This is a genomic window from Caballeronia eucalypticola, assembly GCF_047608185.1.
In the GTDB taxonomy this organism is placed as follows: Bacteria; Pseudomonadota; Gammaproteobacteria; order Burkholderiales; family Burkholderiaceae; genus Caballeronia.
In genome coordinates this window covers 84830-105086 of the sequence record NZ_JBLKRU010000005.1, presented here as the reverse complement: position 1 = coordinate 105086, position 20257 = coordinate 84830, and the positions used below count along the sequence as shown (strand labels likewise).

Genomic DNA, 20257 nt, shown 5'->3' with positions numbered 1-20257 from the left:
CTGAGCAACTGAGCAACTGAGCAACTAGCCGACCTAAGCACAGCATAAGTAGGGTAGTCAGAAATTCCAAATAGTATGACTAAATTGAGGGTAAACGCGCTTGTGTGGCCGCTTGGCGAAACAGACCTCCGGGTTGCTGACGATCTGGCTCACCAAGTTTGCCGCTTTGCCCGACGTGCCCACCGGCGCCGCCCGGCTCAAATGCGATAATCCCGGGCTGTCACCCTGTTTCCGGAGAACCCATCCCATGAGCCGCCTCGACAACCCGTTTCACGATCAGGAGGCCGGCCGTGCCGACTCGACGCAAGATACGACCCGCATCGACGATGTCCGCATTGGCGCCGTCCGCCCGCTGATTTCTCCCGCGCTGCTGCAAGATGACCTGCCTGTGCCGCTCGCGGTGCAGACGCTGGTTGAAAAAAGCCGCGTTGAGATAGCCGACGTCCTTCAAGGCCGCGATGACCGGCTGGTGATCGTCGTCGGACCGTGCTCGATTCACGACCACGACCAGGCACTCGAATACGCTCATCTCCTGAAGGCCGCCGCCGACGAGCTGCGCGACGACCTGTTGATCGTGATGCGCGTGTACTTTGAAAAACCACGCACCACTGTCGGCTGGAAGGGTTACATCAACGACCCGCTTCTGGACGGCACGTTTCGCATCAATGAAGGCCTGCGCCGCGCACGCCAGTTGCTGCTCGATATCAGCAGCATCGGCTTGCCGACGGGCACCGAGTTTCTCGACCTGCTCAGCCCGCAGTACATTGCGGACCTGATCGCCTGGGGCGCCATTGGCGCGCGGACGACGGAGAGCCAGAGCCATCGGCAACTCGCTTCTGGCCTGAGCTGCCCCATCGGTTTCAAGAACGGCACCGACGGCGGCGTGCAGATCGCGGCAGACGCAATTGTCGCGGCGCAAGCAAGCCACGCGTTCATGGGCATGACCAAGATGGGCATGGCCGCCATCTTCGAAACCCGTGGCAACGCGGACGCACATGTGATCCTGCGAGGCGGCAAGAAAGGACCGAACTACGATAGCGAAGGCGTAGCTGCTGCATGCGCCGCGCTCAAGGAAGTGGGACTTCGCGAGCAGGTGATGATCGATTGTTCGCATGCGAATTCGGGCAAGTCGCATCTGCGCCAGATCGACGTGGGTCAGGACATCGCGCGTCAACTGAACGGCGGCGACCGGCGCATTATTGGCGTGATGATCGAAAGTCATCTGGAAGAAGGCCGGCAAGATCTGAAGCCCGGTGTACCGCTGCGCCGTGGCGTCTCCATCACCGATGCGTGCCTCGCCTGGACGCAAACCGAACCCGTATTGCAGACACTTGCTGCTGCAGTACGTGAGCGCCGCAAGCACTGATATCGATTCAATACGAGGCTCGGCGAGTCTCGTATAACGTTGCATTGCCGCAAACACATCGCGTGCTTACGCGATGACGAACTCTCCCCGTAGCACTGCGCATGCCATGCCTGTGTTGCACCCATAACGACGCAAGATAGGGTTATTGCTTCGCTTCCCATTAAATTTCATTAGGCATAGACTTAAAGCGTCAGCGTGATTCACTCCATGTAGTGGGTCGCCGTGAGCCGTCTTGCATCAAGCGTTTTTCGTAGTGATCCGCAAGTTGATCCGGGCATTGCGTCCCGTTCAATTCGTGTCCACCAACGTACGACCGAGGCGAGACATCATGGCTGATACGAGTTACATGGCGCGCAAATCCGTTGCCGACATAGTCAAGAGTGCTGAGGGCGGAGAGCGCCCGCTAGCGAAGACACTAGGCGCACTCAGCATCACGGCAATGGGCATTGGCGCCATCATCGGCGCCGGCATCTTCGTGCTGACAGGCACAGCCGCTGCGCAGTTCGCGGGACCGGCCATCATCTTGTCGTTCATATTGGGCGGTATCGCTTGCGCGTTTGTCGGCCTGTGTTACTCCGAACTCGCGGCCATGCTCCCTGTCTGCGGCAGCAGTTATACCTATACGTATGCCACGCTCGGCGAGGTGTTCGCGTGGATCATCGGCTGGGACCTGATACTCGAATACGCCATGGGCGCGGCCACTGTTGCTGTCGGTTGGTCGGGTTATATCGTCAGCTTGCTTCATAACGTAGGCATTACTCTGCCACCGCAAATGGCGGCTGCACCCGGCACCATGGTGAAGCTTGCCGACGGGACATCGGTGGCGGGCGTCGTCAATCTGCCGGCCGTCTTCATCATCGCGATCCTGACGCTCATGCTGGTGATGGGGACCAAGGAGTCAGCCCGGCTCAACAACGTCATGGTTGCGATCAAGCTGTTTGTCGTGGTGGCGTTTCTTGCGCTGGGTGTGTTCTTCGTGCATCCCGGGAACTGGCACCCGTTCATCCCGGCGAACACCGGCGAGTTCGGCAACTTCGGCATGAGCGGAATCCTGCGCGGCTCCGCAGTCGTGTTCTTTGCGTTCATCGGATTCGATGCGGTATCGACTTGCGCTCAGGAAGCCAAAAAACCGCAACGCGACATGCCGGTTGGGATTCTCGGTTCACTTGTGATCTGCACGGTCCTTTACATCGCGGTGGCGGGGGTGCTCACCGGACTCGTGCCTTATGGCGAATTGAACGTGCCCGATCCGATCGCGAAGGGCGTGGACGTGATTGGCCTCACCTGGTTCTCCATCCTCATCAAGATCGGCGCGCTGACCGGTTTGACGACCGTGATCCTGGTGCTGCTGTACGGACAGAGCCGCATTTTCTTCACGATGTCGCAGGATGGCTTGCTGCCGGGATTGTTCGCGCGGGTTCATCCGCGTCTGCAGACCCCTCACCTCAGCCAGATCATGATCGGTACGGTAGTCGCTATCGTCGCGGCCTTTACGCCGATTAACGTACTGGGCGAGATGGTGAGTATTGGCACGTTGTTCGCCTTTGTGCTGGTGTGCGGCGCGGTGATCTATCTGCGGCGCAGCGATTCAGGCGCGAACCGGCCGTTCCGCGTGCCGGGCGTGCCGGTGGTGCCCATTCTCGGCATCCTGTTTTGTGTGCTGCTGATGACCGGCCTGCCACTCGTCACATGGATGCGGCTCGTGGTCTGGCTAGTGATCGGACTCGTGATCTACGTCTCGTTTGGACGCAATCACTCGCGGCTGCGGCATCCGGAGCGGCACGTGGAGTGACCACGTAAGTCGCCCAAGGCTGCGTCGTGCAGCGGTAGTTGCTGAGTCCCACGAGTCTCACGGGTCCCACGCTTCGCACGACGCAGGCCAGCCGCTCTCACCCGCGATTCAAGCAGGATGGATATTCGATGCCTGCTTGCCCTTGGGGCCTTGACCCACGTCGAAGCTCACCTTCTGGTTCTCGAGCAAGGACTTGAATCCTTCAGTCTTGATCTCCGAGAAATGGGCGAACAACTCTTCGCTGCCGTCGTCCGGGGTGATGAAACCAAAACCCTTTGCATCGCTGAACCACTTTACTCGTCCGAACGGCATGGCCGTCTCCTGGCTGGAAAAAGGGGAACGGTATCACGCGCGGCAGTTTCATTGACGCCGCTTTTTGCCCGCATCGGCTGAATCTTCGTCCTCGTCCATTAGTGTGGAGCAAAAAACCTCCCGCAGCCCGTCCCAGCACCTCTCCGCGTTTACCTTCACTTATAAAAATTCTTTTCATATGTGAAAATTGGACATCAAACCCTACGGGGAACCGCATCGACGGGACCCACCACCGAAAAAGGAGCATCAATGGTCAAGCGTGTCGAAGGCAAAAACATCGTGGTGACGGCGGCCGGCAAAGGCATTGGACGGGCTTCCGCGCTCATGCTCGCGGCCGAAGGCGCTCACGTCTGGGCAACCGATATCGACGAAGGCGCCCTCGCCGAGCTCGCCCGCGACGCAGGCGCTGGCTCGACCCTGCGCACTGCACGCCTGAACGTGCTGGATTCCACCGATGTCGACGCGTTCGCCGCGACCACCGGCCCGCTCGACGTGCTGTTCAACTGCGCCGGCTACGTCCACGACGGCAACATCCTCAAGTGCACGGACAAGGATTGGGACTTCAGCTTCGACCTGAACGTCAAGGCCATGTACCGGACCATTCGCGCATTCCTCCCCGCCATGATCGATGCAGGCAAGGGCGCGTCGATCATCAACATGGCCTCGGCGGCGTCGAGCGTGAAAGGCGTGCCGAACCGCTTCGTTTATGGCGCGTCGAAAGCGGCCGTGATCGGTTTGACGAAGTCCGTGGCTGCTGATTTCGTTGGCCAGGCAATTCGATGCAATGCGATTTGCCCCGGCACGATCGAGTCACCGTCGCTGCGTGGCCGGATCGCGAGTCAGGCGGCGGCATCGCATCTGGACGAAGCGCAGGTTCGTGCCGCGTTCGTCGCGCGTCAGCCGATTGGACGGGTCGGGCGTGCAGAAGAAGTCGCGGCGCTCGTGACCTACCTCGCCTCCGATGAATCCGGGTTCACCACCGGCGCGATTCACATGATCGACGGCGGTTGGTCGAACTGAGCCTATTGATTCGTATAGCTTACTAAAACAAAAAACCCAGAGGGGACCCAGATGTCAGGATCGATACCGCTGGCGGCGAGCCCGGAAGCCGCCGCTGCGCTTGAAGAAAATGCGTATCGCAAGGCTGTGTGGCGGATCGTGCCGTTGCTGATCGTGTGCTGTATCTTCGCCTACTTCGATCGCGTCAACATCAGCTTCGCCAAGCTGCAGATGCAGGGCGACCTGGGTCTCTCGAACGCGGCGTATGGGTTTGGCGCCAGCATCTTCTTCGTGGGCTATTTCATCTTCGAGATTCCCAGCAACCTGATCCTGAGCCGCGTGGGCGCGCGTATCTGGATAGCGCGCATCATGATCTCTTGGGGAATCGCCTCGGCTGCGATGATGTTCGTCACATCGGAAACATGGTTCTACGTGCTGCGCTTCGTGATTGGCGCGACAGAAGCGGGGTTCCTGCCGGGCATCATCCTGTACTTCACTTACTGGTTCCCCGCCAAGCGGCGCGCGCGCATCAATGCGCTGTTCATGACGTCCATCTCTATCTCAGGCGTGATCGGCGGCCCGTTGTCGGGCTTCATCATGACGCGCTTTGCCGGTCTGGCCGGCTTGGCCGGCTGGCAGTGGCTGTTCCTGCTGGAAGGCTTGCCGACCGCCCTGCTCGGCTTGCTGGTGCTGGCCATTCTCGATGACCGCATTGCCAGCGCGAAGTGGCTGAACGCTGAAGAGAAGGCTGTGTTGCAAGCCAACCTGGATCGCGAGGACCACGGCACGTCGCACAAATTCATCGACGCAATGCGCCAGCCCGGCACGCTGCTGCTCTCGCTGATCTATCTTTTCATGCTGATGGGACTCTATGGGCTGACGTTCTGGATGCCGCAACTGATCAAGAACACCGGCATCACCAGTCCGATGACCATCGGCCTCCTCACTGCCATTCCGTATGCGGCGGCGGGCATCGGCATGGTGGCGCTCGGCAAGAGTTCGGACCGGCACGGCGAGCGCCGTTGGCACCTTGGGCTGGCGGTCGGCGTGGGCGGCATCGGTTATATGCTGAGCGCGTATTTCGCGCACGACACCACGCTTGCCATGATCTCGCTCGTGATTGCCGCGGTGGGTGCCATCGGCTGCCTGCCGGTGTTCTGGACCTTGCCGCCTGCGTTCCTGAGCGGCACCGCAGCGGCCGGCGGGATTGCGCTGATCAATTCCATCGGCAATCTGGGCGGCATCATCAGCCCGTATCTGGTCGGCAAGGTGGTGGATATGACCGGTGTGCCGTCAGGCGGCCTGTACGCGATTGCGGCGGTCCTGATCCTCGCTGCCTTGCTGATCCTGTTCGGCTTGCCCGCTCGCATTGCCAACCGCGATCAAGCGCTTTGACGATGCGCTCTCTTTCGCTCAAGACATTGCCATGAATACAGTGCTAAAACCTTCCCGGAACGCGTCCGACGAGAACGCCGAAAGTCCGCGTTACGCCGCGCCCGCCCTTGAAAAAGGCCTCGATATTCTCGACGTGCTCGTGGACACGGCCGAGGGTTATACGCTCAACGAACTGTCGGTGAAACTCGGCCGCACCGTGAGCGAAATCTTTCGCATGGTCGTCACGCTTGAGCGCCGCGGTTATGTGCAAGGCGATCATAACGACCGCTATACGCTGACGCTCAAGCTGTTCGAAATGGCGCACCGGCAGCAGCCCATTCGATCGCTGACCGCCATGGCGCTGCCGCTGTTGCGCGATCTTGCCAACGTCACGCGGCAGTCGTGTCATTTATCGATTTATCACAGCGGCCGCGTCGCGGTGATTGCGCAAGTCGATAGTCCCGAGCGATGGTCCTTCGGGCTGAAAGTCGGCGCGGTGATGGGCCTGACCGATACCTCGTCAGGCCACGTGCTGCTCGCGTTCCGCGATCCCGCCGAACGGGAGCGAATGCTGGCTGCGCACACACGCGTGGAGGGCGAGAACGACGTGGAACCGGCGGCGCTGCTGGCGTTGCTCGACGAGATTCGCGCGACCGGGCATGAGATCGTGCCCAGCCGGCAAATGCGCGGCGTGACCAACGTAGCGTTCCCGGTGATCGGGAGCAGTGGCGACGCCGTGGCGGCGGTCAACGTGCCGTATCTCGAACGTATCGATAAAAAGGTCAATCCCGAGTTCGACGAAGTCTGCAAGATGGTCGGCGAAATGACCGCGCGCTTGTCCGCGCTCATGGGGTTCAGCGGTTACAACCTGGAAGGCGAATAAGCCGTACCTGCTTTGGCGTGGGCGCTCGAATGTCATCATTCGAGCGCCCGCTTGCGCATTGCGAAATCAATCCGGCAATTAAGCGTTTGCCGAGTAAAAAATAGAAAATAAATCAACGTTGGTTTTAGCGCCATTTAATCGCGTTGACGAAATAAATGCGCAACCGTATAAAACCAGCAACGCCTCCCGTCCTTGCGCAGTCTTTCAGTTATCCGACGCCGCTATTCCTGGTTTAGCCCGGATGCGCCCGGTCGATCCAACCATTCAGCCCACGGTGAAGACATCATGCGACAGACCAAAATCTCTATTTGCCTGCCAACGTGCAACCGCCCCGACCTGCTGATGGAATCGCTGAATTCGTGTCTTGCTCAAACCCATGAGGACATTGAAATAGTCATTGGCGATGATTCCAGCGACAGCCGCACGCGCAATATGATCGACACCACGTATATGCACGAAACGCGCATTTCGTACGTCAAGAATGAGCCGCCCCTCGGGCAGGCGGATAATATTGCCAGCCTTTTCGACCGTGCTACCGGCGATAAAATCCTCCTGATTCACGATGACGATGCTCTCAAGCCAGACTGCATAGAACGCCTGCTGTCCGTGTGGAATCTTTACCCGGACCTGGAAATCGCATTCGGCGACCAATATCAAATGGACGATACCGGCCGCGTCGATCTGGACGCCAGCCGGCAGCTCAATACCGATTACCACCGCACCGAAGCGGTGGTCGGAATGCAGGAGAATCCCGGACGCACCGGCCTGATCCAGATGATGCCGAACAACGGCTGGCTCGCCAACGCGGATCTGGTCAAGAAAATCAGCTATAGAAAGCAATACGGCATTGGCTGCGAATTCGTATTCGGCGCGCAGATTTGTATCGCGGCCCTGAAGGTGTATTACCTCAAGGAATATGTATCGTTTTATCGGAAGACCGAGGTTTCGATGTCCAAGACCACGGCGCGCTCGACCACTGCCGCGGCCGTCCTGGCTTATGACTTTCTTAAATCGCTGAAGCTTGACCGCAGCCTCGAGTCAGCGCGTGAACTGGCGCTTAAACGGATCGTGCCAATCGTGGTCTCCGTGTATGCACGCAATCATCAACCCGTGCAGGCATTGAGCATCGCGCTCGGGCATCTGTACGCGTACAACTATGGGCTTAGCAAACGGCTGTATTTCCACCTGATGCTGATCCTCAAGGGATTCGCCAGCGCCGGAAGCTACAAAAGCAGTACTCAGAACGGCTGAAATAAAGCGGTTTCAAGCCCAAGCCCGGTGCGAGTTCGGGCTTGAAACCACACGTGCCTCGCTTCGCCATCACGCCCTTCTATTCGATTAACGCGCTCCCGCGCCATCGTAAAACCCTCCCCACGTAAAACACTTTGCAGTACATTCGACAAGCGCCCCAATAGTCGAAAAAGTCTATGTATTCATCTGACAATTGCGGCCTTTAGCGACTGCTTATCCGTTTGCGCCGTACGAACATCGAAATCACGTCAAAGCATTAGAGCGTCCGAGTCACGAAAGTTTTTCGGGAAAATCCGCCATGCTGAAGCTCATCGCCTGTTTGTTCGGCCTCCGCCTGCTTTCCACGCGCGGAGAACGGTTTCCATCGACACCCGCTGCGGCCGGCGGCGAAGACCATTCTTCCTCCACATTACCGCCGGATTTCATTGGCGTTGAGATCGAGCAAGCGCGGCGCCATCGCCGAGCGGTCGGGCTCGATCCGTTCCCGGGCGACCAGCCAGACAACACGCTCGATGCCGCCGGCATACCCGGCCTCGCCATCTCAGGCGGCGGAATTCGCAGCGCCGTATTCTCGCTCGGCGTGCTTCAGGCCATGGCGGATCAGCAGGTGCTGAAGCACTTCGGTTATGTATCGACCGTGTCGGGCGGCAGTTATATTGGCGCGTTCTATGGCAGCCTCTTTCTCCCCGATTCGTTGCGTACCGGCAGCGCGCAAACACCCGCGGCCGAATTCAAAACACGCGCGCAGAGCGCTGACACGGCACTCGGCCCGAAGACCTGCGCGGCCACGCCCGCTTCGGTCACGCCAATTTCCTATCTCCGCGATAACTGCAACTACCTCGTGCCGAACGGCATGAACGACGTCCTGCAATCCATCGCGTTCTCGCTGCGCAACTGGTTCGCGTTGCAATACGTGATTGGCGTTTCGCTGCTGACTGTGTTGCTGTGGATCAGCCTCGCGAACACCACGATTTTTCATTTCGCCCGCTTCGCCGACCGCTGGCATCCATTGCTCAAGTCCGTCCCGGGCCTGCTGGCAATAGCCATTTTAATCTTGCTCATTTCGCCGTTGAGCCGTGCTTACTGGCTCACGCAAAATCTTGCCCAGGGAACACGCTCGGCCTACAAAGTATTGCCTGCTGCGTCGCTTATCCTCGTGACCTTGATCGCGTTGATCAGCGTGGAAATCAATCGGCCCGGGACCATTCTTCCGGTTCATTCCGCGGCTGCCTCGTCGTCCTTGCTCAACTACTCGTTTGTGGGAACGGGCTCATGGTTCGTCATCCTGACCGAAACTCTTGCCGTCCTTGCTTTCGTTATTGCATGGAGCTTCGTGAACCGTAATGCCTCGCCGGGCAAGTCGGGCATCGCATGGCGAGTTGGTCCGAGAGCTAAACCGGCATCCCACCTCGATAGCCGCGCGTTCGCCGACCGCTTGCGCAACGCACTGACGAATGCGTACACCACGCCGCTTCGCATCGGCCGGCATCGCTTGTTCTCCGGCCCTGTCCAGGTCATGATCTGGGCTGCCGCCATAGCAGCGATTGATGCGCTCGGTCAAATAGGCTACGCGTGTGCGCCCTACCTGGCAGGCGGCGCTTCGCACACGTGTGTGCTCGCGGTGTCGAGCGGGGCGGCAATGACCACCGCGACCACCGCCTCTGCCGCCGCCGAATCGTCGTCTGTACCCGCGTCGCTCGGCGTGTTGGCGGGTTCGGGCGCGGCGATCTGGGCAGCGGCGAAGTTTCTTTTGTCCGAGGGGAGCACGGTCAAGAATCAGATCATGAAAGTGCCGAAGATCGTACTCGCCTCGGTTGCCGCCTTTTTCGCCGCGCTGATCACGCTGACGTTCTGGTCGATCGCCGCCCGCGCCGCCGATGTCGCGTTAAGACACTATGCGCGCAAGACCGCCCTCCTCGATGCCTTCCCGGCCGTCTGGCGGGATGCTAATCGCAGCGGCCTGCTGTTCCTCGGCCTTACCTGCTTAGTCATCCTGATGCTTGCGATCATCGATGGCCTTTGCATCCAGTTTCTCAACCTCTCGACCTACCAGCGCTTCTATAGCACGCGCCTGACGCGTGCGTTCATTGGCGCGACGAATCGCGTCCGTCTCGATCAGGCGAACCGCCGCGACGTCACATCACTTGTGCCCGGCGACAGCATCGCGATGAGCCAGTATTACCACGAACAAAGTTGCGCACCGGTCCACCTGATCAACACGACGATCAACAAGACGATCGACTGGAATTCGTCGCTGGTGCAGCGCGGTGCGCGCGGCATGATCATGAGCATCGGCCCTGCCGGCATGACCGTGGGCGCGAAGCTGGGCGTGCTGAAATGCGACTGGCGTTCAGCGAACGACATCTCAACGCCTGCTTCGCATACCTTGTCCGGCCAGACAACGCAGGACATCTGGCTCGAATCACTGACGCTAGGTGACTGGATCGCGATCTCGGGCGCGGCGGTGAGCACCGGACTCGGGCAACTGACGCGTCCGGGTTATTCGCTGTTGCTGGGCATTGCCAATATTCGCCTTGGTTACTGGTGGGACACGTATTCCGCGCCGTTTCGCCATGGCGCAAAGAACAGCCGGCGTACACGCGTCCCGCTTCCGGACGACAAAGACCCCAAGCGCATTTTTCGTGAGAAGGTGTTCGGCACGCAGTTCTGCCTGACGAGTGAACTACTCGGGCAGTTCGACGGGCCGCGAGGGCGGCGCTGGTATCTGACAGACGGCGGACACTTCGAAAACACCGGCGCGTACGAATTACTGCGTCGCCAGTTGGCGTTCATTGTCATCTTCGACAACGGTTGTGATCCGCTCTATACGTTCGATGACCTCGCCAACCTGATGCGGCGCGTTCGCGTGGACTTCGGCATCGAAATTTTCGAGTCGCCGTGCAAGATCACGTCGCCCGATGGCTTGCGGTTGAACCCAAGCGTGATTGCCAAATCCTTCGATGCTTTTGCGAAAGGTCCCGAGTACCTCGCGATCCGCCTGATGGTTGCGTTTCCGGACGGACGCAGCGGCCAGATTCTCGCGATCAAACCCCGCTTGACCACGGCGGCGCCTCACGACGTACGTCAGTACAAAAACACCAGTGCTGATTTCCCGAATGAAACAACTGCCAACCAGTTCTTCGACGACGTCCAGTGGGAGTCGCATCGCGCGCTCGGGTATTCGCAAGCGCGCGCGTTGTTCGGCTGACCTGGCGGGCTTCAGAGCCCTGCAAGCGTGTCGCGTTTGATCTTCTTGGCGATCGACCACTTGTGGACTTCCGTGGGGCCATCGTAGATACGAAACGCGCGGATCTCACGGAACACTTGCTCGACCACCGTATCGCGCGATACCCCCGTGCCGCCCATGACCTGCACACAGCGGTCGGCCACGCGGAACAGCGCGTCGGCCACGGCAACTTTTGTCATCGAACTTTCCGATGTGCCCAGCGAGCCGCTATCGAGTACGGCCGCGCACCAATCGATCATGAGTTCCGCCTGCTGCAAATCAATCACGTTTTCCGCGAGCATGAACCCGACACCTTCGTGATCGACGAGCAACTTCCCGAATGCCCGGCGGGTGCAGGCGTACCGTGTCGCGATCTCGTGCGCTCGCGTGGTCGCGCCGTGCCACCTCATGCAATGCGACAGCCGCGCGGGCGACAACCGGATCTGGGCATATTTGAAGCCTTCGTGCGCCTCGCCCAGCACCTGACTCTCGGGCACGCGCAATCCGCTAATACGTACGACTGCATGGCCGCCGGGCATTGAACTGTCGATGGTGTCGAGAATGCGCTCAAGATGAATGGCGGGATGCGGCAAGTCGACAAGAAACATGGTCGCCCTGACCTTGGCGTTGCTGTGGTCCGTCGGGTCTCCTTCTTCACCCGTGTTGCTGCGCGCCATCACAATGCCGACCGATGCCCCTTCAGCGCCGGTAATAAAGGCCTTCGTACCGTCGATGACCCAGTGATCGCCATCACGCCTCGCCGTGGTCTGGAGCATGGAAGGATCGGAGCCCGCGCCGCCATCGGATGCAGGTTCGGTCATGAAGAAAGCTGAGCGCGCATCGCCCGCTACGAGCGGCGCGAGGAATCGCTCCTTCTGCGCGTCAGTGCCGATCTTGCCAATCAGGTACATGTTGCCTTCGTCCGGCGCGGCGGTATTGACGGCGACCGGGCCAAGAGGCGACAAGCCTGAACGCTTCAGGATGGTCGCAGTTTCAAGCTGCGTGAGATGGTCGCCACCCGCCAGGATATGTGGCGTGAGAACGCCCGCGGCGCGCGCCTTGCCGCGAAGTTCACGCACCAGTTCCTCGCTCGGCCCGTGACTGCCGCAACGCGGATCGCGTTCGTATGGAACCACTACCGTGCGCACAAACTCTTCCACCCGTTTGGCAATTTCGCTCGCGCGCTCTGTCTGTACAACTTCCATGCTGCTCATGCAGGGTCTCCTTTTTTTCGCCGCGCAATGCGCGGGCGCCGTCTTCAGGTTGATCATTCCTACCAAGGCGTTACTTGGCGCCGTGATGATAGCGAGGCGCCGAACCGGCAGTTTGGGAACAATCATAGCCCTGTTCGCATGCTCGTTCGCCAGCCACGGCGATGGCGTTCAATGCCGCCAAAATAATGCTGCGGTCCGCCAACCGTGCGGCGCCAGCCGAAGCACTGAAAGGGCGCAAAAACGGGACCGCACATTGCACGCGCATATGAACCACGCTGACGAGTTATTTCGCATTACTCATAACTAGGTCTACTCCGTCTCACGAAACAGATATTCAACGCTGCCGTCTCCATGCTTCGCCTGGCATGACGCGTACCGCGCCATACCGCTTACCTCACCGCTTTTCCTTATGCGATTAATGACACGCTAGCGCGCTCGCCCGCGCGCGGCGTATAGTTTGCTGCTCGTGTAGTCATGCAAGATGGCGCGTTGACTCTGCAGTCCGCGCCCCGGATTCCACCTTCTCAGGAGAGTCGCGATGACGTCGGTGTTGTTTCGTAATGGCGCGCTGCTGGACCCGTTGCAACCAGAATTAATTCCCGGCCACGAGGTCCTGGTCGAAGACGGGCGAATCAAGGAAGTGTCAGATCGTCCGATCAAAGCCGCCAGTGCCCGCGTGATCGATTTGAAAGGCAAGACGTTGATGCCTGGCCTGATCGACCTCCACGTGCATGTCATCGCGGTCGAATTCAACCTGCCGCGCGTCATGACCCTGCCCAACGTGCTCGTCACGTTGCGCGCCGTGCCCTTGATGCGCGCGATGCTGCGGCGAGGGTTCACCACCATCCGGGACGCAGGGGGTGCCGGTTACCCGTTCAAGCAAGCCGTGGAATCCGGACTGGCCGAGGGCCCGCGCATGTTCGTCTCGGGACGCGCGCTGAGCCAGACCGGCGGTCACGGCGACATGCGCGCGCGTACCGACTACATGCCGCCGGACGCGCCGTGCGGATGTTGCGTACGCGTCGGTGCGCTCACACGGGTGGCGGACGGCGTGGACGAAGTGCGACGTGCCGTTCGCGAAGAACTCCAGATGGGCGCGGACCAGATCAAGATCATGGCATCCGGCGGTGTTGCCTCACCGACCGACCCCGTCGGTGCATGGGGATACTCCGAGGACGAGATCCGCGCGATCGTTGCCGAGGCGCGCGGCCGCCAGACCTACGTGCTGGCTCACGCCTATACGCCGGGAGCCGTCGCCCGCGCGGTGCGCTGCGGCGTGCGCACGATCGAGCACGGCAATCTCATCGACGACGCCACTGCGCGCGTGGTTGCGGAACACGATGCCTTCGTGGTTCCCACGCTGGTGACCTACGAAGCGCTCGCGAGCGAGGGCGCGAAATACGGCCTGCCCGAAGCGAGCCTTGCAAAGGTGGCCGACGTGCATGAGGCCGGCCTCAAGTCTCTCGAGATCATGAAACGCGCGGGCGTACGCATGGGCTTCGGCACGGATCTGCTGGGAGAAGCGCAGCGTCTGCAAAGCGATGAATTCCGGCTGCGTGCCGAAGTTTTATCGCCGGCTGAAGCCATAGCAAGCGCCACGGTAGTAGGCGCCGACGTGCTCGGCATGACCGGCAAACTCGGCCGCCTCGTGGCGGGCGCGTTCGCCGATGTGCTCGTGGTGGACGGCAATCCGCTGCGCTCCATCGACTGCCTGCTAGGTCAGGGTGAGCATATTCCGTTCGTGATGAAAGGCGGCCACATCCACTTCGACGAACTCGAGCACGCTTAATTCCAAAGCCGAACCCCAAGCCAAATCCGCTCATTCCTGACACCGAGGCGCGTTACCCATGTCGACGATTTCCGCCCGTATCGAACGCATGCCGTTTTCATCCTTTCATCGACGGCTACTGCTGATGGGCGGTCTCGGCTACACCTTCGACGCCATGGACGCCGCCGTGCTCGCGTTCCTGCTGCCAGTGCTGCGCACGCAGTGGGGCCTGACGAGCGTGCAAACGGGCGTGCTCGGCAGCGGCACGTTTATCGGCTATTTCCTTGGGGCCATGCTTGCAGGCATTCTCGGCGACCTGATCGGGCGCAAGCGCGTGATGATGTACGCGCTCGTGATCTACTGCATTGCATCGCTGGCCAGCGCAACGGCGCATGACTGGCCATTCTTTCTCGCGACGCGCATTGTTGCCGGACTCGGCACGGGCGCCGAAAGCGCGATCGTTGCGCCGTTCTTGTCGGAGTTCGTGGCGCGACGCTATCGCGGCGCGTTCACTGGGAGTCTCGCCGGCTTCTTCTCCTTCGGCTTCGTGGCGGCCGCCCTGCTCGGCTATTTTGTGATTCCGATTGCGCCGAACGCGTGGCGCGTGGTCATGGTGATCACCGCCCTGCCGATCGTGATGTTGCTGTGGTGGCGGCGCGCATTGCCCGAATCGCCGCGCTGGCTGGTCGCACGCGGACGGCATGCGGAAGCCGAGGCAATCGTCGCCCGCGCGGAGGCGGAGTTGACGGCAGCCGGCGTGAAACTGGAACCTTTGCCCGAGACCGATGCAGCGGCCGCAGCGGAGGTTCCTGTCGCGGCTGAGCGCGCATCGGCGCTCGCCAACGTGAAGGCGCTCTGGTCTCGCAAGCTTGCGCGCATCACGACCATGACGTGGCTCATGTGGCTGTCGATAACCTTCAGCTACTACGCCTTCTTCACGTGGATTCCGAGTCTGCTGGTGCAGAACGGCATGACGATCACCCGCAGTTTTTCCTACTCCCTCGTGATCTATATCGCTCAGATACCAGGCTATTTCTCAGGCGCGTGGTTGAACGAAAAGATCGGCCGGCAAGCGACCATCGCGTCGTACATGGTGCTGGGAGGCGTGTCGGCATTGGGCCTCGCACTCACGCGCAGCGACGCGGGCATCATGCTGTCCGGTGTGCTGTTGTCGTTCTTCATGAACGGCACATACGCGGGTGTCTATGCGTACACGCCCGAAGTTTTTCCAACCGATGTCCGCGCGACCGGTGCGGGAATGGCCTCATCAATCGGTCGGCTGGGCGCCATCGCTGCTCCGATCCTGGTCGGGTATGTGTATCCGTTGCTGGGCTTTCCAGGCGTGTTTGGCGCGACCACGTGCGTGCTGCTGATCGGTGCGGCGGCAGTAGTGCTGATGGGCGTGCCGACGCGTGGGCGGTCGCTTGAAGACATTGCGGCGCAGCAATTGAGGGGGTAGCGAAATTGCGGGACGCGTGCAGAAATCAGTACACGTCCCGCACATAACGCTTGTCCCTGACCATGTCGCTGACATACTCGCGGGCTTTGTCGTCACTCATGCCGGCGTGCTGAGCGACGACAGACTTGAGCGCTGCATCAACGTCACGGGCCATGCGGCCCGCGTCGCCGCAAACATAGAAATGCGCGCCAGCCTCAAGCCACGACCACAGTTCCGCGCCGTGCTCACGCATGCGATCCTGCACATAGATTTTCTCGGCTTGATCCCGCGAGAAAGCGAGGTCGAGACGGTTCAACAAACCCTTGCTGCGCATCTCGTCGAGTTCATCGCCGTAGTAATAATCCGTGGCGGCATGCTGCTCGCCAAAGAACAACCAGTTACGGCCCGTGTCGCCTCGTGCGAGGCGTTCGTGCAGGAAGCCTCTGAACGGGGCCACGCCGGTGCCGGGGCCGACCATGATCATGGGTGCATCGCCACTATGGGGAAGACGGAAATGCGCCGATTTCTGGACGAACACCGGCACGCTGGCGTCACCTGCGCGGTCAGCCAGGAAGGTCGATGACACACCCTTGCGCTGACGCCGGCCGTTGTTATACCGGACCGCCGACACAGTCAGGTGGATCTCGTCAGGATGTGCCTTCGGACTCGATGCAATCGAATAAAGCCGCGGCTGCATGCGTTTGAGCATGCCGACCAGTTCCGTAGCTGACAGCTCAACCGGAAATTCATGCAGCACGTCAGCCAGTTGCTGACCCCACAGCCACTTCTTCAAGTCCGCTTTGTTGCCCTCGCGAAGCAGTCTGCTTAATGCATTATTTTGATCCGCTGCACCGTTGCGCGTCCTTGCTGCGATGAACGCCAATGCGTCGTGATTGGGGCGTGCTATTTCATAATGCTTGCCGAGCGCGTCGGCCAGGCGCATCTCACCCGCGCCCGCCACATTGACGGGGGCATCGGCGCTAAGACCACTCAGGCCGATAAGTTCATCGACCAGTTCAGGACAGTTTCGCGGCCACACGCCAAGCGCATCGCCGACCTCGTAGTCAAGGCCCGAGCCAGCGGTATCCAGCGAGAAATAACGCGTGTCCTTCGTCGCGCCCTGCTTGTTGAGACGCAGGTTCTTCACCAGCCGCGACGCCGCGGGATGCGTCTTCGAGGGCATGGTGCCGGGCAGCACGGCCGGAATCATGCCGTCAGCCGGGATGGCATGGAGCGCCGCATCCTCTTCCTTGATCCGCGCGACGATCCGCTCGAGCCACGCATCGGCTGCGGGCTGAAACTCTGCATCGCAGTCGACCCGCTCAAGCAAACGTTCCGCTCCGCGTTCAAGCAAACGCGTATCGAGCTTGCGGCCATGACCGCAGAACGCGTCGTAGTTGCGGTCGCCAAAAGCCAGCACGGCGTAGCGCACGCCATCGAGGCGCGGCGCGTTATTTGCACTGATCGCGGCCCAGAAACTCTCGCCGTTATCGGGGGCATCGCCATCGCCGAAGGTGCTCGTCATCAGCAGAACGTACTGCGCTTTCTCCAGGTCGGACACCGTATAGTCGGCCATGCATGCGGTCCGTATCTCGAAGCCTGACTCCATCAACTGGGTCGCATACCGCTCGACCAATGATTCGATATTGCCGGTCTGGGAAGCCCACAGCAACACGACCTTTGGCCGTGCCCGCGCAATCCGGACAGAGGACTCGGCGGTCGATTCTGCAAGCGGCGCGGCTAACGTTGGAACGGCCGATTCCGCACGGCTGAACAGCCCCGCAAGGACACCGTCGAGCCAAAGCCGCGTGGCAGGGGCGATGGGCGCGCTAAGCGGCAACGTCGGCACGCCATCCTTCGAACGCCCTTCCGTCGATCGCAGGCCACTCATGAAACCGGCGACGTAGATGCGTTCAGAGTCGCTCAGTTCGGGCGCGGGCGTATTCGGAATTCCGAGCAGCGTGGCAAGGGCGTCAATACGGGACATGTCCAGTTCCTGGTTCGGACGGGCTTGATCGGCGGCAGCGGACTCGACGCGTTCCGGGCGGCCCGCATCGTCGCGCATTGCGGGATTCGCCATGTGAGCTTTAAGTGCTACGCGGCTGAGCGCAACGGCGCAGAACTTGAATTCAGGCTGCTGCGATATGGGGTCGATCGCGTCATTCGTCACCGCGTTGATGCAGAGATCTTCGCCGAAGACATCGTTCCAATGCATGGGCGCAAAACAATTACCGGCACGAACGCGATCAGTGACGACCGCCGGCAGCACGGCCCGGCCGCGACGCGATCGAACCTCAACCGCGTCCTTCGCCCTGATACCCAGCGCCGCCGCATCTTCGGGATGAATTTCCACGAACGGGGCGGGGTTCAGCTTGTTCAGCATGGGCACCTTGCCGGTCTTGGTCATGGTGTGCCATTGATGCTGCAAGCGGCCCGTATTCAGCACAATAGGCCGTTCGCTGTCAGGCATTTCAGCCGGCGGCACATGCGGGCGCGCAAAGAAGACGGCCTTGCCGGATGAAGTGGGAAAGACCAGGTGCGGGCGGCTGCCGTCCGGCAATTCCCTGAGTGTCTGGCTCACGCCGTCGTTGATATAGCGCACCGGATTGCGATCGGCCGCGACGTCTGGCGGGCAGGGCCATTGCAACGGCGTCTGGCGCAGGCGTTCATGGCTCGCGCCGCGCAAATCGTAGCCAGTCTTCCGATTCGATGTCCGCGTGATTTCAGCGAAGACCTCTTCCGCCGACACATAGCTGAACGCATCGGCGAAACCCATTTCACATGCCACGCGCGCGATGATCTGCCAGTCCGGCAACGCGGTGCCCGGTGGCTCGATGGCCTTCTGCGCGAGCGTCATGTTGCGCTCCGAGTTGATCATCACGCCTTCGGCCTCGGCCCACAACGCACCCGGCAAAAGGACATCGGCGTAGCGATTCGTTTCGGTATCGAGGAAGGCATCTTGCGCAATCACCAGCTCCGCGGCCTGCAAGCCCGCCATCACGGTCTGCCGGTTCGGTACGCTGGCAACAGGATTCGTGCAGATGATCCAGCAAGCCTTGATCTCGCCCGTCGCCATGCGCGAGAACATGTCCACGGTGCCTTGGCCAAGCGAAGTCTTCAGCGTGCCCTTCGGGATATTCCACAGGCCTTCGATAAAATCCCGGTCCTCTTCCACCAGCACCGAACGCTGGCCGGGCAGCCCGGGGCCCATGTATCCCATCTCACGTCCGCCCATCGCATTAGGCTGCCCGGTGAGCGAAAATGGCCCGCTGCCCGGCCGGCATATCTTGCCCGTGGCGAGATGCAGGTTGCAGATCGCGTTCGTGTTCCAGGTGCCATGCGTGCTCTGGTTGAGGCCCATGGTCCAGCAGCTCATCCACTCGGGCGCCTCGCCCGTCCATTGCGCAGCCCGGCGAATATCCGCTTCGGGAATGCCGGTGATCTCAGCCACTCTATCTGGCGGATAGTCCTCGAGAAAGGCAGGCATCGCGTCCCACCCTTCAGTCGACTCGGCGATGAAACCGGCATCCGTATGCCCGTTCCGATGCAGCAGATACAGCAGGCCATTCAGCAACGCGAGATCGGTACCCGGTTTGATCTGCATGAAGAGGTTGGCTTTGTCCGCGGTGGCATTGCGGCGTGGATCCACCACGATCAGCTTCGCACCCGCCTTCACGCGATCCATCATGCGCAGGAACAGGATCGGATGACAGTCGGCCATGTTCGCGCCGATCACAAAAAACAGGCTGGCCTTGTCGATGTCCTCATACGAGCCCGGCGGACCGTCAGCGCCCAGCGACAGTTTGTAGCCGCTCCCCGCGCTCGCCATGCAGAGCCGCGAATTGGACTCTATGTTGTTGGTACCGACAAACCCTTTCGCGAGCTTGTTGACGAGGTACTGCGCCTCGATCGACATCTGCCCCGACACATAGAACGAAAGTGCGTCCGGACCGTGTGCATCGAGTAACCCGCGCAGGCGCTGTGCTGTGTCCGTGATGGCTTGTGCCATGGGCAACGGAATCGGGTCCTGATCCCGTTCGTGGCGAATGAAGGCGCACTCAAGACGACCCGACTTGCGCAAGACCACATGCGCCGATGACCCCTTGGTGCAGAGGCGTCCAAAGTTCGCCGGATGCTCCTTGTCGCCGGACACCTTGACCACTTCTCCCTTCTCGACTTGCAGGACCATCCCACAGCCAACGCCGCAGTACGGGCATACAGTTTTGACGCTGCCGGAAATCATGATCGACTCTCGAACTCGCGTACCTTGCTCATATCGCGACCCATACGTGGCCATCTTCCACGCGCGCGGCGAAGGCGTTCACCGAGTTCTCCGGGATCTCGAGGCATTCGCCCGTGCGAAGGTCGTAGTGGTGCTTGAAGATCGGCGATGCCACCACAATGCGCTCGCCCAGATTGCCGATCAAACCGCGCGACAGCACCGACGCCTGCGAACCCGGATCGAAGTTATCGATGGCAAACACGCTCGTGGTTTCGTCGGCAAGATGGAACACAGCAATCTGCTCACCGTTGATGAGTGCACAGACGCCCGTGTTCGGCACGATGTCATCGAGCGGGCACACAGGCACCCACGCGCTTGGGATTCGGTCGATGTTCATGATGATGTCCTTGAT

Annotated in this window: 13 protein-coding genes; 9 read left to right on the top strand and 4 right to left on the bottom strand. The window is 60.6% G+C overall.

Going from position 1 to position 20257, the window contains the following annotated elements; translation table 11 throughout:
• Nucleotides 1-247: 247 nt before the first annotated feature.
• Together ACMX25_RS08345 and ACMX25_RS08340 are read left to right on the top strand one after the other, a co-directional pair.
• Nucleotides 248-1366 carry a 3-deoxy-7-phosphoheptulonate synthase gene (locus tag ACMX25_RS08345; RefSeq protein WP_414949194.1) on the top strand — a complete coding sequence of 373 codons (1119 nt, stop codon included), beginning with the start codon at nucleotides 248-250 and terminating at the stop codon, nucleotides 1364-1366.
• A 328-nt stretch (nucleotides 1367-1694) separates the two neighbouring features.
• Nucleotides 1695-3158, top strand: a complete 1464-nt coding sequence (locus tag ACMX25_RS08340) for an amino acid permease (RefSeq protein ID WP_414949193.1) — start codon at nucleotides 1695-1697, stop codon at nucleotides 3156-3158.
• A 108-nt stretch (nucleotides 3159-3266) separates the two neighbouring features.
• Here ACMX25_RS08340 and ACMX25_RS08335 read toward each other — a convergent pair whose 3' ends face one another.
• Entirely contained in the window at nucleotides 3267-3470 is a 204-nt protein-coding gene (locus tag ACMX25_RS08335) for a cold-shock protein (protein ID WP_299703114.1), read from the bottom strand.
• A 249-nt stretch (nucleotides 3471-3719) separates the two neighbouring features.
• On the opposite strand from ACMX25_RS08335, the gene ACMX25_RS08330 reads away from it, so the two are divergent.
• From ACMX25_RS08330 to ACMX25_RS08310, 5 genes are all read left to right on the top strand, one after another.
• Nucleotides 3720-4490 carry an SDR family oxidoreductase gene (locus tag ACMX25_RS08330; protein ID WP_414949191.1) on the top strand — a complete coding sequence of 257 codons (771 nt, stop codon included), beginning with the start codon at nucleotides 3720-3722 and terminating at the stop codon, nucleotides 4488-4490.
• Nucleotides 4491-4541: 51 nt separating this feature from the next.
• Nucleotides 4542-5864: an MFS transporter gene (locus ACMX25_RS08325; RefSeq protein ID WP_414949190.1), complete on the top strand. Its 1323-nt coding sequence runs from the start codon at nucleotides 4542-4544 to the stop codon at nucleotides 5862-5864.
• Between the two features lie 31 nt (nucleotides 5865-5895).
• Nucleotides 5896-6726: an IclR family transcriptional regulator gene (locus ACMX25_RS08320; RefSeq protein WP_414949189.1), complete on the top strand. Its 831-nt coding sequence runs from the start codon at nucleotides 5896-5898 to the stop codon at nucleotides 6724-6726.
• A gap of 285 nt (nucleotides 6727-7011) precedes the next feature.
• Nucleotides 7012-7977, top strand: a complete 966-nt coding sequence (locus ACMX25_RS08315; RefSeq protein WP_414949188.1) for a glycosyltransferase family 2 protein — start codon at nucleotides 7012-7014, stop codon at nucleotides 7975-7977.
• Nucleotides 7978-8275: 298 nt separating this feature from the next.
• Nucleotides 8276-11185 carry a patatin-like phospholipase family protein gene (locus ACMX25_RS08310; RefSeq protein WP_414949187.1) on the top strand — a complete coding sequence of 970 codons (2910 nt, stop codon included), beginning with the start codon at nucleotides 8276-8278 and terminating at the stop codon, nucleotides 11183-11185.
• Nucleotides 11186-11196: 11 nt separating this feature from the next.
• On the opposite strand, the gene ACMX25_RS08305 is transcribed toward ACMX25_RS08310, so the two are convergent.
• Entirely contained in the window at nucleotides 11197-12408 is a 1212-nt protein-coding gene (locus ACMX25_RS08305; protein ID WP_414949384.1) for an acyl-CoA dehydrogenase family protein, read from the bottom strand.
• A gap of 547 nt (nucleotides 12409-12955) precedes the next feature.
• Between ACMX25_RS08305 and ACMX25_RS08300 the strand changes: the two genes are divergently transcribed.
• Together ACMX25_RS08300 and ACMX25_RS08295 are read left to right on the top strand one after the other, a co-directional pair.
• Complete coding sequence (locus ACMX25_RS08300) at nucleotides 12956-14206, top strand: metal-dependent hydrolase family protein (RefSeq protein ID WP_414949185.1); 1251 nt, start codon at nucleotides 12956-12958, stop codon at nucleotides 14204-14206.
• A gap of 58 nt (nucleotides 14207-14264) precedes the next feature.
• Nucleotides 14265-15644, top strand: coding sequence for an MFS transporter (locus ACMX25_RS08295; RefSeq protein ID WP_414949183.1), 1380 nt, complete (start codon nucleotides 14265-14267; stop codon nucleotides 15642-15644).
• A gap of 25 nt (nucleotides 15645-15669) precedes the next feature.
• On the opposite strand, the gene ACMX25_RS08290 is transcribed toward ACMX25_RS08295, so the two are convergent.
• A complete protein-coding gene (locus ACMX25_RS08290; RefSeq protein ID WP_414949182.1) occupies nucleotides 15670-19866 on the bottom strand; it encodes a sulfite reductase subunit alpha in 4197 nt (1398 codons plus the stop codon).
• A 28-nt stretch (nucleotides 19867-19894) separates the two neighbouring features.
• The gene (nirD, locus tag ACMX25_RS08285; protein ID WP_414949181.1) at nucleotides 19895-20242 is read right to left on the bottom strand and encodes a nitrite reductase small subunit NirD; all 348 of its coding nucleotides are present in this window, start codon (nucleotides 20240-20242) and stop codon (nucleotides 19895-19897) included.
• Between the last annotated feature and the right edge of the window lie 15 nt (nucleotides 20243-20257).